We start from the raw sequence: 17,770 nt of genomic DNA, 5'->3' as shown, positions 1-17,770 counted from the left end.
TTAGTTGGTGCAGGTCGGTTTTGTAGGAGCGAGCTTGCTCGCGATGCTCTTGCGCAGCCTGTTTCGGCTCGGAGCTCCTGCTTCGCGCTACCTCCTGCATCCATGCAGTCATCGCCAGCAAGCCGGCTCCTACAGGAAGCAGAAAGCGGCTGACAGCACCTAACCAGTACAAAGCCCAGGGTAAGCCCGGGGCAAAACCCCAACCCGTCACATCACTAGCCGAGGTAACACCATGTCCAGCACCGGTCTGCAACTTCGCTCCCTGGTCAAAAACAGCGGCGAGCTGGAACTCTCGCTGGTCAGCGTGGAAACCCCTGCTCCGGCCGCGGACGAGGTGATCATTCGCGTCGAAGCCACGCCGCTCAACCCCTCGGATCTGGGTCTACTGCTCGGCCCGGCAGACCTGAGCACCGGCAAAGCCTCGGGCACCGCCGAGTCGCCAGTGGTGACTTTCAGCATTCCCGAAGCAGCCATGCGCGCCATGCAGGCGCGGCTGGACCAGTCGATGACTGTCGGCAACGAAGGCGCCGGTACAGTGATCGCCGCCGGTGACTCCCCCGCAGCCCAGGCGCTGCTCGGCAAGACCGTGGCCATCTTTGGTGGCAGCATGTACGTGCAATACCGCTGCGCCAAGGCCAGCCAGTGCATTGTGCTGCCCGAAGGCTGCAGCGCGGCCGACGGTGCGTCGATCTTCGTCAATCCGATGACCGCCATCAGCATGCTCGACACCATGCGCCGTGAAGGCCACAGCGCGCTGGTGCATACCGCCGCCGCCAGCAACCTGGGACAGATGCTCAATCGTCTGTGCCAGCAGGAAGGCATCTACCTGGTGAACATCGTGCGCAGCCCGGCCCAGGTCGAACTACTGCGCAGCCAGGGCGCGAAGTATGTGTGTGATTCCAGCGCAGCGACCTTCAGCCAGGACCTGATCCAGGCACTCAGCGAAACCGGCGCCACCATCGCCTTCGACGCCATTGGCGGCGGCACACTGGCCAGCCAGATTCTCACCGCCATGGAAGCAGCCATCACCCGCACGGCCAAGAATTACAGCCGTTACGGCTCGGCCACCCACAAGCAGGTGTACATCTACGGCGCGCTGGATACCAGCCCGACCATCCTCAAGCGCAGCTTCGGCCCGGCCTTTGCCGTCGCCGGCTGGCTGTTGCCCAACTACCTGGCCAAGGTCGGGCCCGAAGCCATGCAGCAATTCCAGGCCCGGGTACTGGCCGGACTGAAGACCACCTTCGCCTGCAATTATGTGCGTGAAGTATCGCTGGCCGGGGCGCTGCAGCTTGAGGCGATCGCTGCCTACGGCAAGCCAAGCACCGGCGGCAAGTACCTGATCAATCCGACCCGGTAAGCAGGGGCCGGGGCGTACCCGCCGCAGGCGCTGCGCCGTTCCCGCAGCTGCACCGCCCGCCTGCAGGGCCGATGCAGCTGCAAACCCTGCAATAACTTGTCTGGCCATAGCCAGTAGCCCGATAATAGGCCCCCGCTCCTATTCGCCAGTTGCCTGGCAAAACCACCCATGTTGGTACATAGCGCATGACCGAACTCGCCCTGCTCATGGTCAGCTCCATTCTGGTCAACAACTTCGTGCTGGTGCAGTTCCTCGGCCTGTGCCCGTTCATGGGCGTGTCGAAGAAGATCGAAACCGCCATCGGCCTGTCGCTGGCCACCACTTTCGTCCTGACCCTGGCCGCCATGTGCAGCTATCTGGTCCAGCAATACGTGCTCAAGCCGCTGGACATCGAATTCCTGCGCACCATCAGTTTCATTCTGGTGATCGCCGTGGTGGTGCAGTTCACCGAGATGGTGGTACAGAAGACCAGCCCGCTGCTGTACCGCGTGCTGGGCATTTTCCTGCCGCTGATCACCACCAACTGCATCGTCCTCGGCGTGGCCCTGCTGAACGCCAACAAGGCCGAGTTCACCTTTGTCAGCGCCACCTTGAACGGCTTTGCTGCCGGGCTGGGTTTTTCGCTGGTGCTGGTGCTGTTTGCCGCCATGCGTGAGCGGATTGCCATTGCCGATGTGCCCAAATCCTTTCAGGGTGCGGCCATCGGCATGATTACCGCCGGCCTGATGTCGCTGGCGTTCATGGGCTTTGCCGGACTGATCCGCCTATGAGCATGGTGCTCAGTGCCGTTCTGGCACTACTGGCGTTATGCCTGGTGTGCGGTGCCCTGCTCGGCTTTGCGGCGGTGCGCTTTCGTGTCGAGGGTGACCCGATCGCCGAACAAATCAACGCCCTGCTGCCACAAACACAATGCGGCCAGTGCGGCTATCCGGGCTGCAAGCCTTACGCCGAAGCGATTGCCGGCGGCGACAAGATCAACAAGTGCCCTCCCGGCGGCGAAGCCACCATTCAGGCGCTGGCTGACCTGCTGGATGTCGAGGCGGAACCACTGGATGCCGTCGAGGGCGAAAAGCCGAAGATGGTTGCCTTTATCCGCGAGGCCGAGTGCATCGGCTGCACCAAGTGCATCCAGGCCTGCCCGGTGGACGCGATCATCGGCGCAGCCAAACAGATGCACACGGTGATTGTCAGCGAATGCACCGGCTGCGACCTGTGCGTGGAACCCTGTCCGGTGGACTGCATCGACATGATTCCACTGGGGCAAACCTTGCAGAACTGGAAGTGGGAGCTGCCCTTGCCTCCTAGCCAGCTGATCGCCACCGACCGGGAGCAGGTTGCATGAGTGCCCGAGAGTTTTTCGACATCCCCGGCGGCATCCACCCGGACGAACGCAAGACGCTTTCCAACCGCACGGCGATTCAGTCCGCGCCCCTGCCCAAGCGACTGATTCTGCCGCTCAACCAGCACATCGGCACACCGGCAGAACCCTGCGTCAGCGTTGGCCAGCGCGTGCTCAAGGGGCAACTCATCGCCGAAGCCACCAGTGCGGTCAGCGTGCCGGTTCACGCGCCCACTTCCGGCACGGTCAGTTTTATCGGTGCGCAGCCCTACCCGCATGTGTCCGGCATGCTGGCCCCGGCAGTCGTGATCGACAGCGACGGTCTGGACGAATGGGCGCCGCTGCAACCCTGTGACCACTTCCATCAGCTTGCTGCGACCGAACTGCTGGAAAAAATCCGTGCGGCCGGCGTCAATGGTCTGGGCGGCGCCGGCTTCCCTACGGCAGTCAAACTCAGCGCACGGCCACAGCAGAAGATCCATACGCTGATCATCAACGGCACCGAATGCGAGCCCTACATCACGGCTGACGATCTGTTGATGCGCGAAAAGGCCGCAGAACTGCTGTCCGGCATCAATATTCTGGCGCACCTGATCCAGCCTGAAGAGGTGCTGATCGGCATCGAAGACAACAAGCCGGAAGCCGCTGCCGCCATTCTCCGGCTGATCGGCGAGCGCCCCTATGAAGTCGTGGTATTCCCGACCAAGTACCCTTCCGGCGGCGAAAAACAGCTGATCCAGATCCTCACCGGGCGTGAAGTGCCCAGTGGCGGATTGCCCGCTGATGTCGGCGTGCTCTGCCAGAACGTCGGCACCACTGTGGCCATTCATGATGCGGTGATTCTTGGTCGCCCGCTGATTTCCCGCATCACCACCCTGACCGGTGAAGCGCTGGCCCGACCGATGAACGTCGAATGTCTGCTCGGTACCCCGGTCAGCGAACTGCTGGCATTTGCCGGCCTGCAGCAGGACAAGCTCAACCGCCTGATCATGGGCGGCCCGATGATGGGCTTTACCTTGCCAGCGCTGGACGTGCCGGTAATCAAGACCACCAACTGCCTGCTGGCCAGCACGGCTGCCGAACTGCCGGCACCACCACCGGCGCAGCCGTGTATTCGCTGTGGCGATTGCGCGCAGGTCTGCCCGGCCAGCCTGCTACCGCAGCAACTGCACTTTTTTGCCCTGGGCGAACAGACCGATCAGCTCAAGGCGCACCAGTTGTTCGACTGCATCGAGTGTGGCGCCTGCGCCTACGTCTGCCCCTCGAGCATTCCCCTGGTGCAGTACTACCGCGCGGCCAAGGCCGGTATCCGCGAGCAGGAACAACTTCAACAGAAGGCCGACTACTCCAAACAGCGCTTCGAGTTTCGCCAGGAAAGACTGCGTCTGGCCGAAGAGCAGAAGGAAGCCGAGCGTCAGGCCCGCGCCGAACGCAATGCCAAGGCCCGCGCCAGCCAGACTGACAGCAGCCCTGTGGCACCTGCCGACGAACAGCTTAAACGCCTGAAGATCGAAGCCAGCATGGCCCAGGTCGCGCTGAAGAAAGCCGAGAAGCAGCTGGCCCAGCATGACACCGATGAACTCAAGGCCCAGATAGCCCAACTGCGCCGCGCAGCCGAAGCCGCGCAGCTGGCATTGCAGCAGGCACAGGCCAACGCGCCCGAGCCTGCAGCTGTACCCTCAAGCAGCGCTGATGACCAGCTGAAAAAAGCCAGAATCGAAGCCGCCATGCTCAAGGCGCAAGTGCGCAAGCTGGAGAAAGTCGAAAGCCCGAACGCGGAACAGCAGGCACAACTGGAGCAGATGCGCAGCCAGTTGAGCAGCGCCGAACAAGCTCTGGGCAACTCACCCACGCCAGCACCAACGCCAGCCGCGACCCCGGCCAAGCCGGTGGTCGATGCGGCATTGAAGAAAGCCAAGATCGAACTGGCGGTGAAACGGGCCGAACTGAAAAAGGCCGAAAAGGCCGAGCTGGCGGAGGCTGAACTGCAATCACTTCGTGCAGCTGTGAGTGTTGCCGAAACCGCCTTGCATGCCGCCGAGGCAGCCAGCCCGAAACCGGCACCCGAGCACGTGCTGGTCAACAAATCCGGCCTCGACGAGCAGCAGCGCGCCCTGAAGACCGAAGTTGCCTTTGCCCGCGCCGACCTGCGCAAGCTGGAGCGTGACGGCAGTGCCGCAGCGCAGGCCCTGGACAGCGCCCGCACGCGGCTGGCCGAGGCCGAGCGCCAATTGGCCGCCTATCAGGAGCAATCCGCATGCTGAAGGCCTCGCAACCCTTGGTCTGGGTCAGGTTGCAGGCCGTAACCCACCGTGGCAGCGCAAGCTGCCCACCCTCACATGACTCCCTCTCCCCAGCCCTCTCCCGCTTGCGCGAGAAGAAGCCAGCACCGGAGCAGCAATGACCCTGACCCGCATCACCTCGCCCCATGCTAAGGGCAGCAACCGTACCCAGCGGGTCATGCTGCTGGTGCTGGCTGCCTGCGCGCCGGGGGCGCTGGCGCTGACCTGGCTGTTCGGTATCGGCACCCTGGTCAACCTGCTCTGGGCCAGCCTGGTGGCCCTGGGCGTGGAAGCCGCAATCCTGAAGATTCGCCAGCGCCCACTGGGTTTCTACCTGAGTGACGGCAGCGCCCTGGTCACCGCCGTGCTGCTGGCGCTGGCGCTGCCACCCTATGCGCCCTGGTGGCTGACGCTGGTCGCGGTGGGCTTTGCCATCGTATTCGGCAAACAGCTGTACGGTGGCCTTGGGCAAAACCCGTTCAACCCGGCCATGCTCGGCTACGTGGTGGTGCTGATTTCCTTTCCGGTGGAGATGACCAGCTGGCCAAAACCGCACGGCGTCGGCCTGCTCGAAGGCCTGCAACAGATTTTCGGTCTGGCACAGTTGCCCGATGGCTGGAGTCAGGCAACTGCACTGGACAGCCTGAAGATCAACAAGAGCCTGACCATGGACGAGCTGTGGGCAGCCAATCCGGCCTTCGGCAAAGTTGGCGGGGCAGCGGTGGAGTGGGTTAACGCGGCCTTCCTGCTTGGCGGCCTGTTTCTGTTGCACAAACGCCTGATCAGCTGGCATGCGCCGGTCGGCATGCTCGCGGCCCTGACTGTCATGAGCCTGCTGTTCTGGCATGGCTCCGGCTCGGATTCCAATGGCTCACCGCTGTTCCATCTGTTCACCGGCGCGACCATGCTCGGCGCCTTTTTCATCGTTACCGATCCTGTCAGCGGTGCCACCAGCAATCTGGGACGGCTGATTTTTGGCGCTGGTGTCGGCATCCTGGTCTATATCATTCGCACCTGGGGCGGCTATCCCGACGGCGTAGCCTTTGCCGTACTGTTGATGAACCTGGCAGCACCAACCATCGACCACTACAGCCGTCCACGCGCCTATGGCCATAGCAAGCCGGAACGTGGTTTCCGGATGGGAGAATGAGCATGGCACTCCCGGAAATTTCCCGCTCGATGCTGAAGAACAGCCTGGTACTGGGCCTGTTTGCCATAGTCACCGTTGGCCTGGTGGCAATTACCCAGCTGGGCACCGCAGAGCGCATTGCCGATTCCGAGCGCGCCGCCAAGAACCGCGCGCTCAGCGAGTTGCTACCGGCCGGCAGTTATGACAACCATCCACAGGATGACGTACATCTGGTGCACGACCCGTTGCTCGGCAGCAAGGGCAATAGCCCGGTGTATCTCGCCAGCCTCGATGGCAAAGCAACTGCGGTGATCCTGCAAGTCACCGCGCCGGATGGCTACAGTGGCAGTATCCAGCTGCTGGTTGGCGTGCTGGCGGATGGCACGCTGTCTGGCGTACGCGCCATTCACCATCGGGAAACCCCTGGCCTGGGCGACAAGATTGATCTGGCGAAAAGCCCCTGGGTGCTGACCTTCGCCGGTAAATCCCTGCAGAATCTGGCCGCGGAAAGCTGGGCAGTGAAAAAGGACGGCGGCGCTTTTGACCAGTTTGCCGGCGCAACCATTACCCCCCGCGCGGTGGTCAAAGCCGTGCATCAGGCCCTGCAGTATTTCGATGCACATCGGGCAGAACTGTTGAAACCAGTGGAGAAGCCGCATGACTAGTTTCCGCGAAATAGCCATCAACGGCCTGTGGAAGAACAACCCGGGGCTGGTGCAACTGCTCGGTCTCTGCCCCCTGCTGGGAGTCAGCAACTCGGTCGTCAATGCGCTGGGCATGGGTCTGGCAACCGCCATTGTGCTGGCCGCCTCGAATGCCACAGTGGCGCTGATCCGCACCCAGGTGAGCGACGCGGTACGCCTGCCGGTGTTCGTCATGATCATTGCGGCGCTGACTACCTGTATCGAACTGCTGATGCAGGCCTTCACCTACGAGCTGTACCAGATTCTCGGCATTTTCATTCCACTGATCACCACCAACTGCATCATCCTTGGTCGTGCCGAAGCCTTCGCGGCGAAAAACACCGTAGCCGCTGCCTCCTTCGACGGGCTGATGATGGGCACCGGTTTCGGTCTGGTACTGCTGGCCATCGGTGCGGTGCGCGAACTGCTCGGGACCGGCGCCTTGTTTGCCAACATGCAACTGCTGTTCGGGCCGATCGCAGCGCACTGGCAGGTGACGGTTTTTCACAACTATCCGGGCTTTTTACTGGCCATCCTGCCGCCAGGAGCATTCCTGGTTCTGGGCTTGCTGATCGCCTTGAAAAACCGCATCGATGAAATTGTTGCAGCACGCGCCAAAGCAGCCGAACCCGCAGCATTGCCGGCGCAAAGTCGGCGGGTCCGGGTAACCGGCGTGATCGAGTAAGGGGCTTTTTGGCGCTGAAGCCCAGGAGCGTCGCCTGCGGCGCGAGCACTTGTGCTGCTGGACAGCTTTTCGCTGCATGCAGCACTCCCACAAAAGCCATGGCAACACATAGTCTTTTCAACGCGACCTGGAATATCACCTGATGAATGCAGCCAAACGTCTGGAAATCTTTCGGCGCCTGCGTGAAGACAATCCACAACCGACCACGGAACTGGCCTACAGCTCCCCCTTCGAGTTACTCATCTCGGTGATTCTCTCGGCGCAGGCCACCGATGTAGGCGTGAACAAGGCAACCGCCAGGCTCTATCCGGTGGCGAATACACCGGAAGCCATATACGCACTCGGCTACACCGGCCTGTGCGAATACATCAAAACCATCGGTCTGTATCCGACCAAGGCAAAGAATGTAATCGAAACCTGTCGTCTGCTGATCGAAAGACATAACAGTCAGGTGCCGGAAACCCGTGAAGAACTTGAAGCCCTTCCCGGTGTCGGCCGCAAAACGGCCAACGTCGTACTGAATACCGCCTTCGGTCAGCTGGCCATGGCCGTTGATACCCACATTTTCCGGGTCAGCAACCGTACCGGCATTGCACCGGGCAAGACTGTGCTGGAAGTGGAGCGGAAGCTGATGCGCTTTGTTCCCGCAGAATTCCTGCTTGATGCCCACCACTGGCTGATCCTGCATGGGCGCTATGTTTGTCTGGCGCGCAAACCACGTTGTGGCAGTTGCCGGATCGAAGACCTGTGTGAATACAAGGCCAAAACGTCCGACGATTAACGCTCTAATAAAATTCTAATCAGCTGATTGAAAAAATCTTTTTTACCCTCTCGCACTTTGCCGATATAAGAGGCGCCAAGCAAGCACACTCTGGATGGCCTCTTATGACCACTGCAAGTGAAGAGATCGAACTCGACGACGATCAGGTTAGCCAGGACTCCGAAGAACAGAGCGAGCAGCCTGTCGAAGTCGCCAAAACCAACCTCGCCAAACGCCGCGTGATTGACAATCTGCTGGACGAGCGACGACTGCGCCGGCAACTGGCTGATTACGATTTCGATTCCTGAGCAACCGGCACAGAACGAGCTGTCGTTGTACGCAGCTGGTGCAGGAAATTGCATTTGTGATCGGATAATAAAAAGGCCGAGCCCCGGGAAACCGGGGCTCGGCCTTTTCGTTTGGCTATTTCCAGGCACTTGCCCGCTGGCATAAGCCAGCAGGCGAGCACCCCTGACCTCAGGCTGTTTCGGCCTTCTTCGGATTGAGGAAGAAGTACGACAGTGCCGGGATCAGGATCAGGGCGCCGAGCATATTCCACAGGAACATGAAGGTCAGCAGGATACCCATATCCGCCTGGAACTTGATGGGTGACCAGGCCCAGGTGATTACACCCGTAGCCAAGGTAACACCGACCAGCGCAACCACTTTACCGGTCGAAGCCACAGCCTTCTTGTAGGCCACGCCGAGTGAATAACCTTCACGCTGGAATTGCAGCTGCACACTCAATAAATACAGCGCGTAGTCCACACCGATACCCACACCCAGCGCAATCACCGGCAGGGTCGCCACTTTCACTCCGATGCCCATCCACACCATCAATGCCTCGCAGAGCATCGATGTCATGATCAATGGCAGGATCGCCACTGCGGTTGCACGCCAGCTGCGGAAGGTGATCAGGCAGAACAGGATTACTGCGCCATACACATAGAACAGCATCATGCGGTTGGAATGCGCCACGACCTCGTTGGTAGCTGCCTCGATACCAGCAGTACCGGCTGCCAGCAGGAACTGCCGGTCAGGCGTGCTGTTCAGCTCGGAGAACTCTTCGGCAATCGCCGAGACTTCCGAGAGCGTATCTGCCTTGTGGTCCTTGAGGAAGGTTACAACCGGCATGATCGTACAGTTGGTATTGAACAGCTCAGGGGTATTGTTCGAGGCAGTAGTTGCCGAGTAGTTCAGAACATCCTGGTTGCGCTGGATGGTGAAGAACTTCGGATTGCCTTCATAGGACCCGGCAGTAATCTGCTTGATTGCGTTGACCAGTGACACCGACATCTGCACCTGCGGGTGCTGCTGCAACTGCCAGGCCAGCCGATCGGCCAGAACCAGGGTCTTGTAGTTAAGACAACCCTCTGGCGGCGTCTTGACGATGACCGCAAACATATCACTGGACAGCGCGTAGTTCTCGGTGATGTAGGCGTTATCGCGGTTGTAACGCGAGTCTGCACGCAACTCCGGTGCCCCCGGATCCAGATCACCAATCTTCAACTGCTTGCTCACAAAGAAGCCGCCGACCCCGATCAGCACAGCGACTATCACTGCAATGGTGGCCCAGCGACGCTCGGTGAAGTGATCGAGCAGATCCCAGAGCTTGGCGATGCCCTGATGGTTTTCCACGTTCTTGTCAGCCTGCAGCGCCCGCTCTGCCGCTTTGGCACTGACACCAACGTAGGACAGTGCCACCGGCATCATCAGCAGCGTGGTGAAGATCAGCACAAATACACCGATACTCGCGGTGATTGCCAGTTCCTTGATCACCGGAATATCAATCAGCATCAGCACGGCGAAACCGACCGCATCCGACAACAGCGCCGTAACGCCAGCCAGGAACAGACGGCGGAAGGTGTATCGCGCAGCGATCAGCTTGTGCGTGCCCTTGCCGATGTCCTGCATGATCCCGTTCATTTTCTGTGACGCATGGGACACACCAATGGCGAATACCAGGAACGGCACCAGAATCGAATACGGATCTATCGCATAGCCCATCCAGGCAACGATGCCCAACTGCCAGACCACTGCCAGCAGGGAGCAGCTAACCACCAGTGCGGTACTGCGCAAGCAACGGGTGTAGAGGTAGATGATGATGAAGGCAAACACCACGGCAATGGCGAAGAACATCATTACTTCGATCAGACCATCAATCAGGTCCCCAATCAGCTTGGCGAAACCGATTACACGGATCTTGATCTTGCCGGTGCCTTCTTCACCTGAAGCATGGGCCTCGGTATCACCACCGAACTCGTACTTCTGGCGCAGCTTGTCTTCCAGAACGTGGGCAAACTCGTAGTAATTGATGCCCTGACCGGTAGCCGAGTCTTTGTCCAGCAAGGGAACAATGATCATGCTCGACTTCAGGTTGCCTGCCACCAGCTGGCCACCCAGACCTGCGCGGGCAACATTCAGTTTCAGGTCTTCAATGCTGGCAGGCGAGCCATCATAGGTATCCGGCATGACCGGACCGCCTTCAAAACCTTTTTCGGTGACCTGGGTCCAGCGCACATTGGGCGACCACAACGACTTCTGCCAGGCCCGGTCCACGCCGGGAGTCAGAAACAGTTCGTCATTGATCTCCTGCAGCGTCTGCAGGTAGTCCTTGTCATAAATATCGCCTTCGGTAGTCTCCACCACCACACGAACCGAGTTGCCCAAACCACGCAACTGGTCGCGATTTTCCAGAAAGTTTTTGATGTACGGATGACTCTGCGGAATCATCTTTTCAAAGCTCGGCCGCATCTCCAGACGCGTAGCCACCATGTAGCCGAGCAGTGCTGTCATTACTACGATAAACAGCAGAAACAGGGGGCGATGGTTGAATACCATGCGCTCCAGCAGACTACCGGTGTTTGGATCAAAATCCTTCGGATCGCCAATGACCGGCATGTCAAAGTCGTTTTTAGTTCCCATGATCAGGTACGCCTCTCTCTAATTATTCTGGCTTATTCAATGGGGAACACGCGCACGCCGCGAGGGCCCACGAGCACCATCGCCTCATTACCTACAGCAACCGCACTGCTGATAGCAGCGGTTGTGGCCTGAGGGCGCAATCGGAAAGTCTCACCGCCATCAATGCTGCTCATAATCTCGCCGGGCTGATCAAACAAATACAACTGGCCGGACGCATCAGTAGCTGCTGCAGTTAAAGGCTTGTCAACCGGCAGTACCAGTTTTGTCCAGCTGGCACCGCCATCGGTGCTCTTGAACCCCATGCCACTAAGCCCGTAGATCACCAGCCCATGACTGGTCTGCTGCAGGCCAAAATACGTGCCTTCAAAGGGTGTGGTCAGCGTCACGAACTTGCCACTGGCCGGATCAAGACGCATCACCAGGCCTTGTTCACTGACCATGGTGACGTCCTGGCCAGAACCGCTGCCGGTGATGGCATTCAGGTGAAAGCCCTGCGGGTTATCCACTTTATCGTTGAGCGGAGTCCAGCTGGCACCGCCGTCAGCGGTATGGAAGATCAAGCCGAAAGCACCGACCACATAGCCATTCTGCTTGTCGGCAAACCATACGCCGAGAAACGGCTTGTCGGCACCGTCATCCACTACCCGCTGCGCCTCATCGACCAGCGTGGTGTAGTCCTCGTTGGCAGGATCAGTTGCAGCCAACGCAGTGTAATAATCGAGCATGATCTTGCCGGCCTGCACGCCGTCGAGCTGCTTCGTCCAGGTCTCCCCACCGTCAGTGGTATGCAGCACTACGCCATCATGACCAACGACCCAGCCATCGGTTGGTGTAGGGAAATAAACGGAAGTCAGATCCGAGCTGACCGGAACCTTGGCCTGCTGCCAGGTTTTACCAGCGTCATCCGAAAAAAGAATATGGCCACGAACCCCGACGGTTACCAGGCGAGTACCGGCTGTCACAACTGCATTCAGCGGGCTCTTGATGGCTAGTTGGCTCATGGCGGCTGGCATATCCAGCACGTCAACGTACTCAGCAGCCTGTACCGTACCCTGCTGCATGAAGAGCACCGCGGTAAGTGCCGGCAGCAAGATTCTCTTGGAAAATAACATGTGGCTTCCTCACATGAAAAAATCGCCGGAGCGCATGTTTGTTTGCATGCAGTCCGGCGATTGATGATCAAACAATCGTCCAACCCGTGCGATTGGTTCCGGCATCGAACGTTCCCACCCTCAAGTGGGAACGCTCAAATGACAGTCAAGCACAGAATTGGAAATCAACAGCACGCAATCAGCGGATACCGGCACCTGCGAGGGCCTGAGGAGTCCACTTGGCTTTGGAGAGATTGTCGATGTACTTGACGCCACCATACGGACCAACCAGACCGGAGATGGTGTAGCTACCACCGATCAGGTCATAGATCATGTGTGGTGTTGCGTTAGGCACGCCTACGTCGTAGCTCGGTGCCAGGAAGGCAAAGGAACCGCGATACAGGTCGCCACGGGCATCGTACATATCGGAAGCCAGAGCCACCCATGAATCCTCATCAAGATAAACGGTGCGCTTGTGGTAGATATGCCGCTTGCCAGGCTTCAGCGTGGCCTCGACTACCCACATGCGATGCTTCTCCCAACGGACTTCATCGGGTGCAATATGGTTTGCCGTTACCAGAGCCTTGGCATCTTTGCCGTATGCCAGCCTGTAGGCGTTATAAGGCACATACACTTCCTTCTTGCCTACCAGTTTCCAGTCAAAGCGATCCAGAGCACCGGAGAAGACGAAGGTGTCATCGTAGGTCGAAGCACCAGCCGAACCCGGGTTTGGCGTGTCGTATGCCAGATCCGGAGCCAGTTTCACCCGGCGCTGACCAGGCAGATACTGCCAGGCGCGACGTGGTTGCACCTTGGTGTTGACCGCATCCTGAACCAGGATGGCTTCACCGGCACGACGGGCCGGGCCGGTGTAGTAAAGCTTGATACGGTAGAAAATATCCTTCGGACCCATGACCTTGGACATGTCTTCGTAGATTTCGCTGTTCACGTAACCCACACCCGTGGTCGCCAGAGTCGGTACACCGGCACTGTCAACGTTCCAGTTGTCAAACTTACTGGTGATGGTCAGGCCGATATAGCGCAACAGGTGGTTCCACATGGCTTCATTGCCATTTTGCGGGATCGGGAAAGGTACGCCGGGCAAGGCATTGTCCACGCCGTTACCGTCATCGACCAGCTTGGCTGAAACCGCGTTGAGCTTGGTGTTATCCAGGTTGGCCTTGGGCACCCATACCGAGCGATGGGTCGGGTACACATTCACTTTATAAGTCGGGTAACGCTTGACCAGTTCGGCAGTGGTAGCTGTCAGCTTGTCCTTGTATTCGGCCAGATTGCTCTGGTCGATAACCAGAATCGGCTTCTCGCTTGCAAAAGGATCCGGACGATAGGAATCGCCCGCATTGAAGCCGGCCGGGGCCACGGTTACACCGCCGGTGTACTCGGGAATCGAACCATCGGCGTTAGCGGCGCGCTCGGCGCCCATTCCGGTCAGGGTAGTACCGAGTTTCTCGGCTTCCTGCAGCGATACAGCGGCCTGCGCCGCACCAGCAAAAGCCAGCGCCAGCGAAGCAGCCATCAAGGTTTTCACGAATGTCATCGTAGAGTTTCTCCTGCTTGTTTTTATAAGCAGCGCCCGCAGGCGCTGCCGAGTTCAGGCTGAATCAGCTTCGTATCAGATTGTAGTCTTGAATGTCAGATATACCGCGCCACGGTCTTCGATAGTTGCAGCACTGCCGGAGAAGGACGAGTAGCCGCCTTCGTAGCAAGTGTAGCCTTCGTTAACCGCCAGCCCGTTCGGTGTCGCGCCATCGCCAACAGGAGAGGAACCTGCGGAAGTGAATGCTGGTGAATCATTGCACTTATCAGTCCTGCCGAACGCATCGACATATTTGAGGTCAACAAAGTACTTGTTATAAACCTGAGCACCTACACCGATAGCATAGTTTCCGGTATCCCGTGAACCGCCGCCTTGTACCGGGGAGTTGCCGTCGATACCTGTGTTGATTGAAAACGGAGCCGTCATATCAACACCTGGGAAAACCTGATACCAGGTCGGAGTGAAGTTGACTGCAATACCCACGTTGCTACGGGTAGGCTTGTCAATGCCATGGTAGGTACCTTTGCCCTTGTACAAGGCCGAGTTCTTGTCATCCAGACTGACCAGGTAGCTGCTGTAAACCTCGCCAAGAAGTACCGCCGAATCAAACACCGGCGTATCGGCAAAGGTGGTCAGGCCATTGATAACCAGGTGCAGGGTATCGCCGGTTGCGAAGGTGTTGTTGTCAGCATAGGCATCATTGACCACACCAGTACCCGCCGTACGCGGAGGCACTGCAAATATTGGAGTATTAACACCACCAATAGAGACTGGAACCCCGCTGTAAAGATCAGGACTGAAAATGGTGGTAATGCTGGCCAGTGGCATATTGTGACGATAGTTCAGATCACTACCGACACTGACGCCGCCAAAGTTTTTCGACAGGCTGAGACCGTAGATATCGATGTCATCACCATAGGCAAGCCCATAGTAGGAATCTGACAGCGTGTTGACCAGATCACCACCCGCCTGAGCCGGGAGGTTAACTAATGGAGGAGTAACATTAGCTTTGACATTCGGCGCGCTCAGGTAGGTCTGCGGCAGAATATCGGAAGTATTGCGGTAGTAAGCACCAAGGGTGCCATCCAGCCACTCGGGCGCCCACTTGGCCATAAGACCAAAATCACCGGTGTTATCCGGCGTGTAGTCATGACCACGGGTTACAGTACTCAACTGGTTTGAAGGCAGTACGCCATCGTAGGTACCACCAAGCAGGAAGGACTGACCGCCCTGGTCAATCACATCCGAACCACCGTAGTAGGTGCCCGCGTCAGGCAGACGCGCAGCGCGCCAGTCGAGGAAGTACTGGGCACCAAAAGTCCATTCGGAGTTGAGGGTAAAGCTTCCGTACAACTGGTTACGCGGCATCAGCAATTCTTTGGCTTCGGTGCCTGGCGAACCAGCAAGCTTGGCAATATCGAGACCGGACTGGCCGTAACTGACCGAGTGGATCGGGTTGAGCAGGGTTTCGCCCCAGAAGTTGGTGGTCTGGCCTGCCTTCATGCTCATCAGGGACTCTTCGCCCACTTCCGTGCTGTAGAAGACAAAGGCGTCAAGGATTTCGCCCGACGGACCACTGTAGTAACGCTGGGCATTATTGCTCAGATGCGAACTCGGGTTGGTCGCGCCATAGGTGTTGATGAACGGGTTTATCTGTGCCGGGTTTTGCCCGCCAACCAGCTGCGAAGTGGCCCCCAAAGCGTTCCCTTGGCCTGCTCCGTTAACGAAAGGGTTGGAGTTGCTACCGACATTATCATAAGCCTTGTCATACCAGCTGGCGGCACTCAGACGAAAGCCCATGGAGTCTTTGTAGACCACATCAAACTCGGTAAGGATATCGAGACGGTTGGTGATGTTGGTACCGGCATGACGGAAGTTGTAGTCACCGTCGTTGCTGTTCGGCGTAGCCAGCATGGTCTTGTCGGCGTTTTCGGTACGCACGCCGTAGTTGTACTTGAAGGTGTTATCGAAACGGACCGCGAGGTCTTCGTTGCCGGTATCGATCTCGATGGCCTGCACGCTGGAGACGCCCATTCCGGCGACTACAGCAGAAGCGAGCAGGCCCCTGCGGAAATTGAATGGCTGAATCTTGTTGTTTTGCATGGCGCTTACCCACCCTTTGTTTTTATGTTGATGCTGTCGGTTGCAGCAGCTATTCCCGCCTGAGAATAGAAGCGGTGCTAATTTTTACCGCATGTTTCGGTCAAATGAAACAGAAATCTCGAATTGATTTTAACAACTCGACAAAAAGTCAATTAATAGTCGCGCATGACCAATAGCAGGGAAATCGTCACCAAAATGACGGAGGCAGCCTGTAGCGCACTTGCCATTCCAGAACCAAATCACTTCCCTACCAGCCGCCGTTTTCGTTGCCCGCATTTGCAGCCTGACCTCGCCAAAATGGGTGCTGCACAGCAATCACGAAGCGAGTCGCAGCACACCGAAACGGCCCTTCGGGCAATGCCCACGCCCCATCAACCCTGACTCTGTTGTCATGACTTTGCCGGTGTCCATTCGTACAGGTGAAACTCTGCGATCACGCCGTTCCGGCCAGGTACGGTTTACACTTCAGGCACAATGCAGCATCTCCATTACTCTCCCCCAGCGCAGCAGCCAACCGGGCCAACCTTGCTATGACCATCAACTATGTTATCGGCATGGCCGCCACCGCCGCCTTTGCCATGTCCGGCGTACTGGCCGTGGCGCGCAAGGATATGGACGTCATCGGCCTGACTTTCATGGGCGTGGTCACTGCCATCGGCGGCGGTACGCTGCGCGACCTGCTGCTGGATACCCCGGTGTTCTGGGTGGTGGATTTCAACTTCGTGTGGATCGCCATTGTCGCCTCGCTGCTGGCCTTCTCCTTCGAGCGCTATATGCGCGCTGAAAGCGTCCTGCTGGCGATTCTCTATCTGGATGCCTTCGGCATTGCGCTATTCGGTGTGCAGGCCATCGACAAGGCGCTTTTGATGGAGTTTTCCGCACCGGTTGCCGTGGTCATGGCCACCCTTACCGCAATTGGCGGCGGGCTGATTCGTGATGTGCTGGCACAACGGCAGAACCTGCTGCTCAGCCATGAGATCTACGTCAGCACCATCATTGCCGGCAGCCTGCTCTATCTTGGCTTGCTCGGGCTATTCGGCAAGACACTGCTGACCAGCATTGGCGGCGTCGGCTTTACCTTTGCCTTCCGCTCACTGGCCATCTACCGGCACTGGCGCATGCCCAAATGGCTGACCTTGCCCAGTCATCTGAACGGCTAGACAGGATCCTCCGGCAATCCTTGATCTGGGTCAGCCAAACCTGACTGCATTGGCCAGACGCCTTGAAAGCGCAGGCCCTGCTCGCTAGTTTCTACACTTGACGGGCAGATACCCGCTTCTGCCCGCTGCCAGACACCCCAATATGAATCAAGGAGACAGCAATGAAAGGTCAACGCCTGTTGATTGCGGCAATGTTTGTTACTGCCAGCTCAATGACCATGGCTATGGGCAGTAGCGGCAAGCCCATGGCAACCTGGACCTGTGCCGACTTTCTCGCAGTTGACGAGAGCTTCCAGCCTACGGCAGTAGCAGTGGGTGAAGCACTCAACAACAAAGGCAAGGTCGAAGATGCCGTACTCGATGTAGATGGCATTGCCAGTGTCACTCCGATGCTGGTTCAGGTCTGCACCGAGGAACCGCAATCGTCTTTTATGGACAAGCTCAAGGCAGCCTGGGCCAAGGTCAAGAAAGCCGTTTGAGCCGTCAGCTCCCGCCGGTCCGGCGGGAGCCTTTTACCTGAGGATCACGCAATGCAATTCACCATCTACCACTTCATTGCCTTGCTGGTTCTGGCCGGTGCTGTGTTCTGGGCCTTCGGTAAAAAGCGCAAGGCGCGCTTTGAAGAGGATGCCGCCATTCCCTTTGAGGACGATGCCCACGACCAGGACGGGCGCAAGCAGGATTAACTACGGCAA

General features: G+C 58.4%; 16 protein-coding genes. 12 read left to right on the top strand and 4 right to left on the bottom strand.

The features are described from left to right. Positions 1-232: 232 nt before the first annotated feature. From BLT89_RS03465 to BLT89_RS03425, 9 genes are all read left to right on the top strand, one after another. On the top strand, positions 233-1,360 hold the full coding sequence (locus BLT89_RS03465; RefSeq protein WP_090193115.1) for a zinc-binding dehydrogenase: 1,128 nt from the start codon (positions 233-235) through the stop codon (positions 1,358-1,360). 185 nt (positions 1,361-1,545) lie between these two features. After that, on the top strand, positions 1,546-2,130 hold the full coding sequence (rsxA, locus tag BLT89_RS03460; protein WP_090193114.1) for an electron transport complex subunit RsxA: 585 nt from the start codon (positions 1,546-1,548) through the stop codon (positions 2,128-2,130). Next, positions 2,127-2,702 (top strand): electron transport complex subunit RsxB, encoded by a 576-nt coding sequence (rsxB, locus tag BLT89_RS03455; RefSeq protein ID WP_090193113.1) that lies wholly within the window; start codon positions 2,127-2,129, stop codon positions 2,700-2,702. Before rsxA ends, rsxB begins: the two co-directional genes overlap by 4 nt. Then, the gene (rsxC, locus tag BLT89_RS03450; RefSeq protein ID WP_090193112.1) at positions 2,699-4,963 is read left to right on the top strand and encodes an electron transport complex subunit RsxC; all 2,265 of its coding nucleotides are present in this window, start codon (positions 2,699-2,701) and stop codon (positions 4,961-4,963) included. Before rsxB ends, rsxC begins: the two co-directional genes overlap by 4 nt. A 136-nt stretch (positions 4,964-5,099) precedes the next feature. Further along, positions 5,100-6,131, top strand: coding sequence for an RnfABCDGE type electron transport complex subunit D (locus BLT89_RS03445; RefSeq protein WP_090193111.1), 1,032 nt, complete (start codon positions 5,100-5,102; stop codon positions 6,129-6,131). Between the two features lie 2 nt (positions 6,132-6,133). After that, a complete protein-coding gene (rsxG, locus tag BLT89_RS03440) occupies positions 6,134-6,775 on the top strand; it encodes an electron transport complex subunit RsxG (protein WP_090198654.1) in 642 nt (213 codons plus the stop codon). Then, a complete protein-coding gene (locus BLT89_RS03435) occupies positions 6,768-7,478 on the top strand; it encodes an electron transport complex subunit E (protein ID WP_090193110.1) in 711 nt (236 codons plus the stop codon). The genes rsxG and BLT89_RS03435 overlap by 8 nt, the downstream gene beginning before the upstream one ends. Positions 7,479-7,620: 142 nt before the next feature. Then, positions 7,621-8,259, top strand: coding sequence for an endonuclease III (gene nth, locus BLT89_RS03430; RefSeq protein ID WP_090193109.1), 639 nt, complete (start codon positions 7,621-7,623; stop codon positions 8,257-8,259). 104 nt (positions 8,260-8,363) lie between these two features. Continuing rightward, a complete protein-coding gene (locus tag BLT89_RS03425; protein ID WP_090193108.1) occupies positions 8,364-8,546 on the top strand; it encodes a PA3496 family putative envelope integrity protein in 183 nt (60 codons plus the stop codon). Between the two features lie 169 nt (positions 8,547-8,715). Here the strand turns inward: BLT89_RS03425 and BLT89_RS03420 are convergent, their stop codons facing one another. From BLT89_RS03420 to BLT89_RS03405, 4 genes are all read right to left on the bottom strand, one after another. Then, complete coding sequence (locus tag BLT89_RS03420) at positions 8,716-11,163, bottom strand: efflux RND transporter permease subunit (RefSeq protein ID WP_090193107.1); 2,448 nt, start codon at positions 11,161-11,163, stop codon at positions 8,716-8,718. A gap of 32 nt (positions 11,164-11,195) precedes the next feature. Next, positions 11,196-12,275, bottom strand: coding sequence for a WD40/YVTN/BNR-like repeat-containing protein (locus BLT89_RS03415; protein WP_231975056.1), 1,080 nt, complete (start codon positions 12,273-12,275; stop codon positions 11,196-11,198). Between the two features lie 178 nt (positions 12,276-12,453). After that, positions 12,454-13,812: a DUF1329 domain-containing protein gene (locus BLT89_RS03410; RefSeq protein ID WP_090193106.1), complete on the bottom strand. Its 1,359-nt coding sequence runs from the start codon at positions 13,810-13,812 to the stop codon at positions 12,454-12,456. 75 nt (positions 13,813-13,887) lie between these two features. Then, positions 13,888-15,915 (bottom strand): DUF1302 domain-containing protein, encoded by a 2,028-nt coding sequence (locus BLT89_RS03405; protein WP_090193105.1) that lies wholly within the window; start codon positions 15,913-15,915, stop codon positions 13,888-13,890. Positions 15,916-16,445: 530 nt separating this feature from the next. Here BLT89_RS03405 and BLT89_RS03400 point away from each other — a divergent pair. The 3 genes from BLT89_RS03400 (at position 16,446) to BLT89_RS03390 (ending at position 17,761) form a co-directional block, all read left to right on the top strand. Continuing rightward, entirely contained in the window at positions 16,446-17,075 is a 630-nt protein-coding gene (locus BLT89_RS03400; protein ID WP_090193104.1) for a trimeric intracellular cation channel family protein, read from the top strand. A 161-nt stretch (positions 17,076-17,236) separates the two neighbouring features. After that, entirely contained in the window at positions 17,237-17,554 is a 318-nt protein-coding gene (gene hdeA / locus BLT89_RS03395; protein WP_090193103.1) for an acid-activated periplasmic chaperone HdeA, read from the top strand. A gap of 51 nt (positions 17,555-17,605) precedes the next feature. Continuing rightward, complete coding sequence (locus tag BLT89_RS03390; protein WP_090193102.1) at positions 17,606-17,761, top strand: cbb3-type cytochrome oxidase subunit 3; 156 nt, start codon at positions 17,606-17,608, stop codon at positions 17,759-17,761. Positions 17,762-17,770 lie beyond the last annotated feature (9 nt).

The sequence above is a fragment of the Pseudomonas pohangensis genome (genome assembly GCF_900105995.1).
GTDB classification, from domain to species: Bacteria; Pseudomonadota; Gammaproteobacteria; order Pseudomonadales; family Pseudomonadaceae; genus Aquipseudomonas; species Aquipseudomonas pohangensis.
The sequence above is the reverse complement of the archived record's forward strand: the minus strand, read 5'-3'. Positions and strand labels throughout refer to the sequence as shown.

Excerpts from the sequence above, each read along its gene's own strand:
- BLT89_RS03465 (WP_090193115.1), top strand. The coding sequence starts at position 233 with ATGTCCAGCACCGGTCTGCAACTTCGCTCCCTGGTCAAAAACAGCGGC.
- rsxA (WP_090193114.1), top strand. The coding sequence starts at position 1,546 with ATGACCGAACTCGCCCTGCTCATGGTCAGCTCCATTCTGGTCAACAAC.
- rsxB (WP_090193113.1), top strand. The coding sequence starts at position 2,127 with ATGAGCATGGTGCTCAGTGCCGTTCTGGCACTACTGGCGTTATGCCTG.
- rsxC (WP_090193112.1), top strand. The coding sequence starts at position 2,699 with ATGAGTGCCCGAGAGTTTTTCGACATCCCCGGCGGCATCCACCCGGAC.
- BLT89_RS03445 (WP_090193111.1), top strand. The coding sequence starts at position 5,100 with ATGACCCTGACCCGCATCACCTCGCCCCATGCTAAGGGCAGCAACCGT.
- rsxG (WP_090198654.1), top strand. The coding sequence starts at position 6,134 with ATGGCACTCCCGGAAATTTCCCGCTCGATGCTGAAGAACAGCCTGGTA.
- BLT89_RS03435 (WP_090193110.1), top strand. The coding sequence starts at position 6,768 with ATGACTAGTTTCCGCGAAATAGCCATCAACGGCCTGTGGAAGAACAAC.
- nth (WP_090193109.1), top strand. The coding sequence starts at position 7,621 with ATGAATGCAGCCAAACGTCTGGAAATCTTTCGGCGCCTGCGTGAAGAC.
- BLT89_RS03425 (WP_090193108.1), top strand. The coding sequence starts at position 8,364 with ATGACCACTGCAAGTGAAGAGATCGAACTCGACGACGATCAGGTTAGC.
- BLT89_RS03420 (WP_090193107.1), bottom strand. The coding sequence starts at position 11,163 with ATGGGAACTAAAAACGACTTTGACATGCCGGTCATTGGCGATCCGAAG.
- BLT89_RS03415 (WP_231975056.1), bottom strand. The coding sequence starts at position 12,275 with ATGTTATTTTCCAAGAGAATCTTGCTGCCGGCACTTACCGCGGTGCTC.
- BLT89_RS03410 (WP_090193106.1), bottom strand. The coding sequence starts at position 13,812 with ATGACATTCGTGAAAACCTTGATGGCTGCTTCGCTGGCGCTGGCTTTT.
- BLT89_RS03405 (WP_090193105.1), bottom strand. The coding sequence starts at position 15,915 with ATGCAAAACAACAAGATTCAGCCATTCAATTTCCGCAGGGGCCTGCTC.
- BLT89_RS03400 (WP_090193104.1), top strand. The coding sequence starts at position 16,446 with ATGACCATCAACTATGTTATCGGCATGGCCGCCACCGCCGCCTTTGCC.
- hdeA (WP_090193103.1), top strand. The coding sequence starts at position 17,237 with ATGAAAGGTCAACGCCTGTTGATTGCGGCAATGTTTGTTACTGCCAGC.
- BLT89_RS03390 (WP_090193102.1), top strand. The coding sequence starts at position 17,606 with ATGCAATTCACCATCTACCACTTCATTGCCTTGCTGGTTCTGGCCGGT.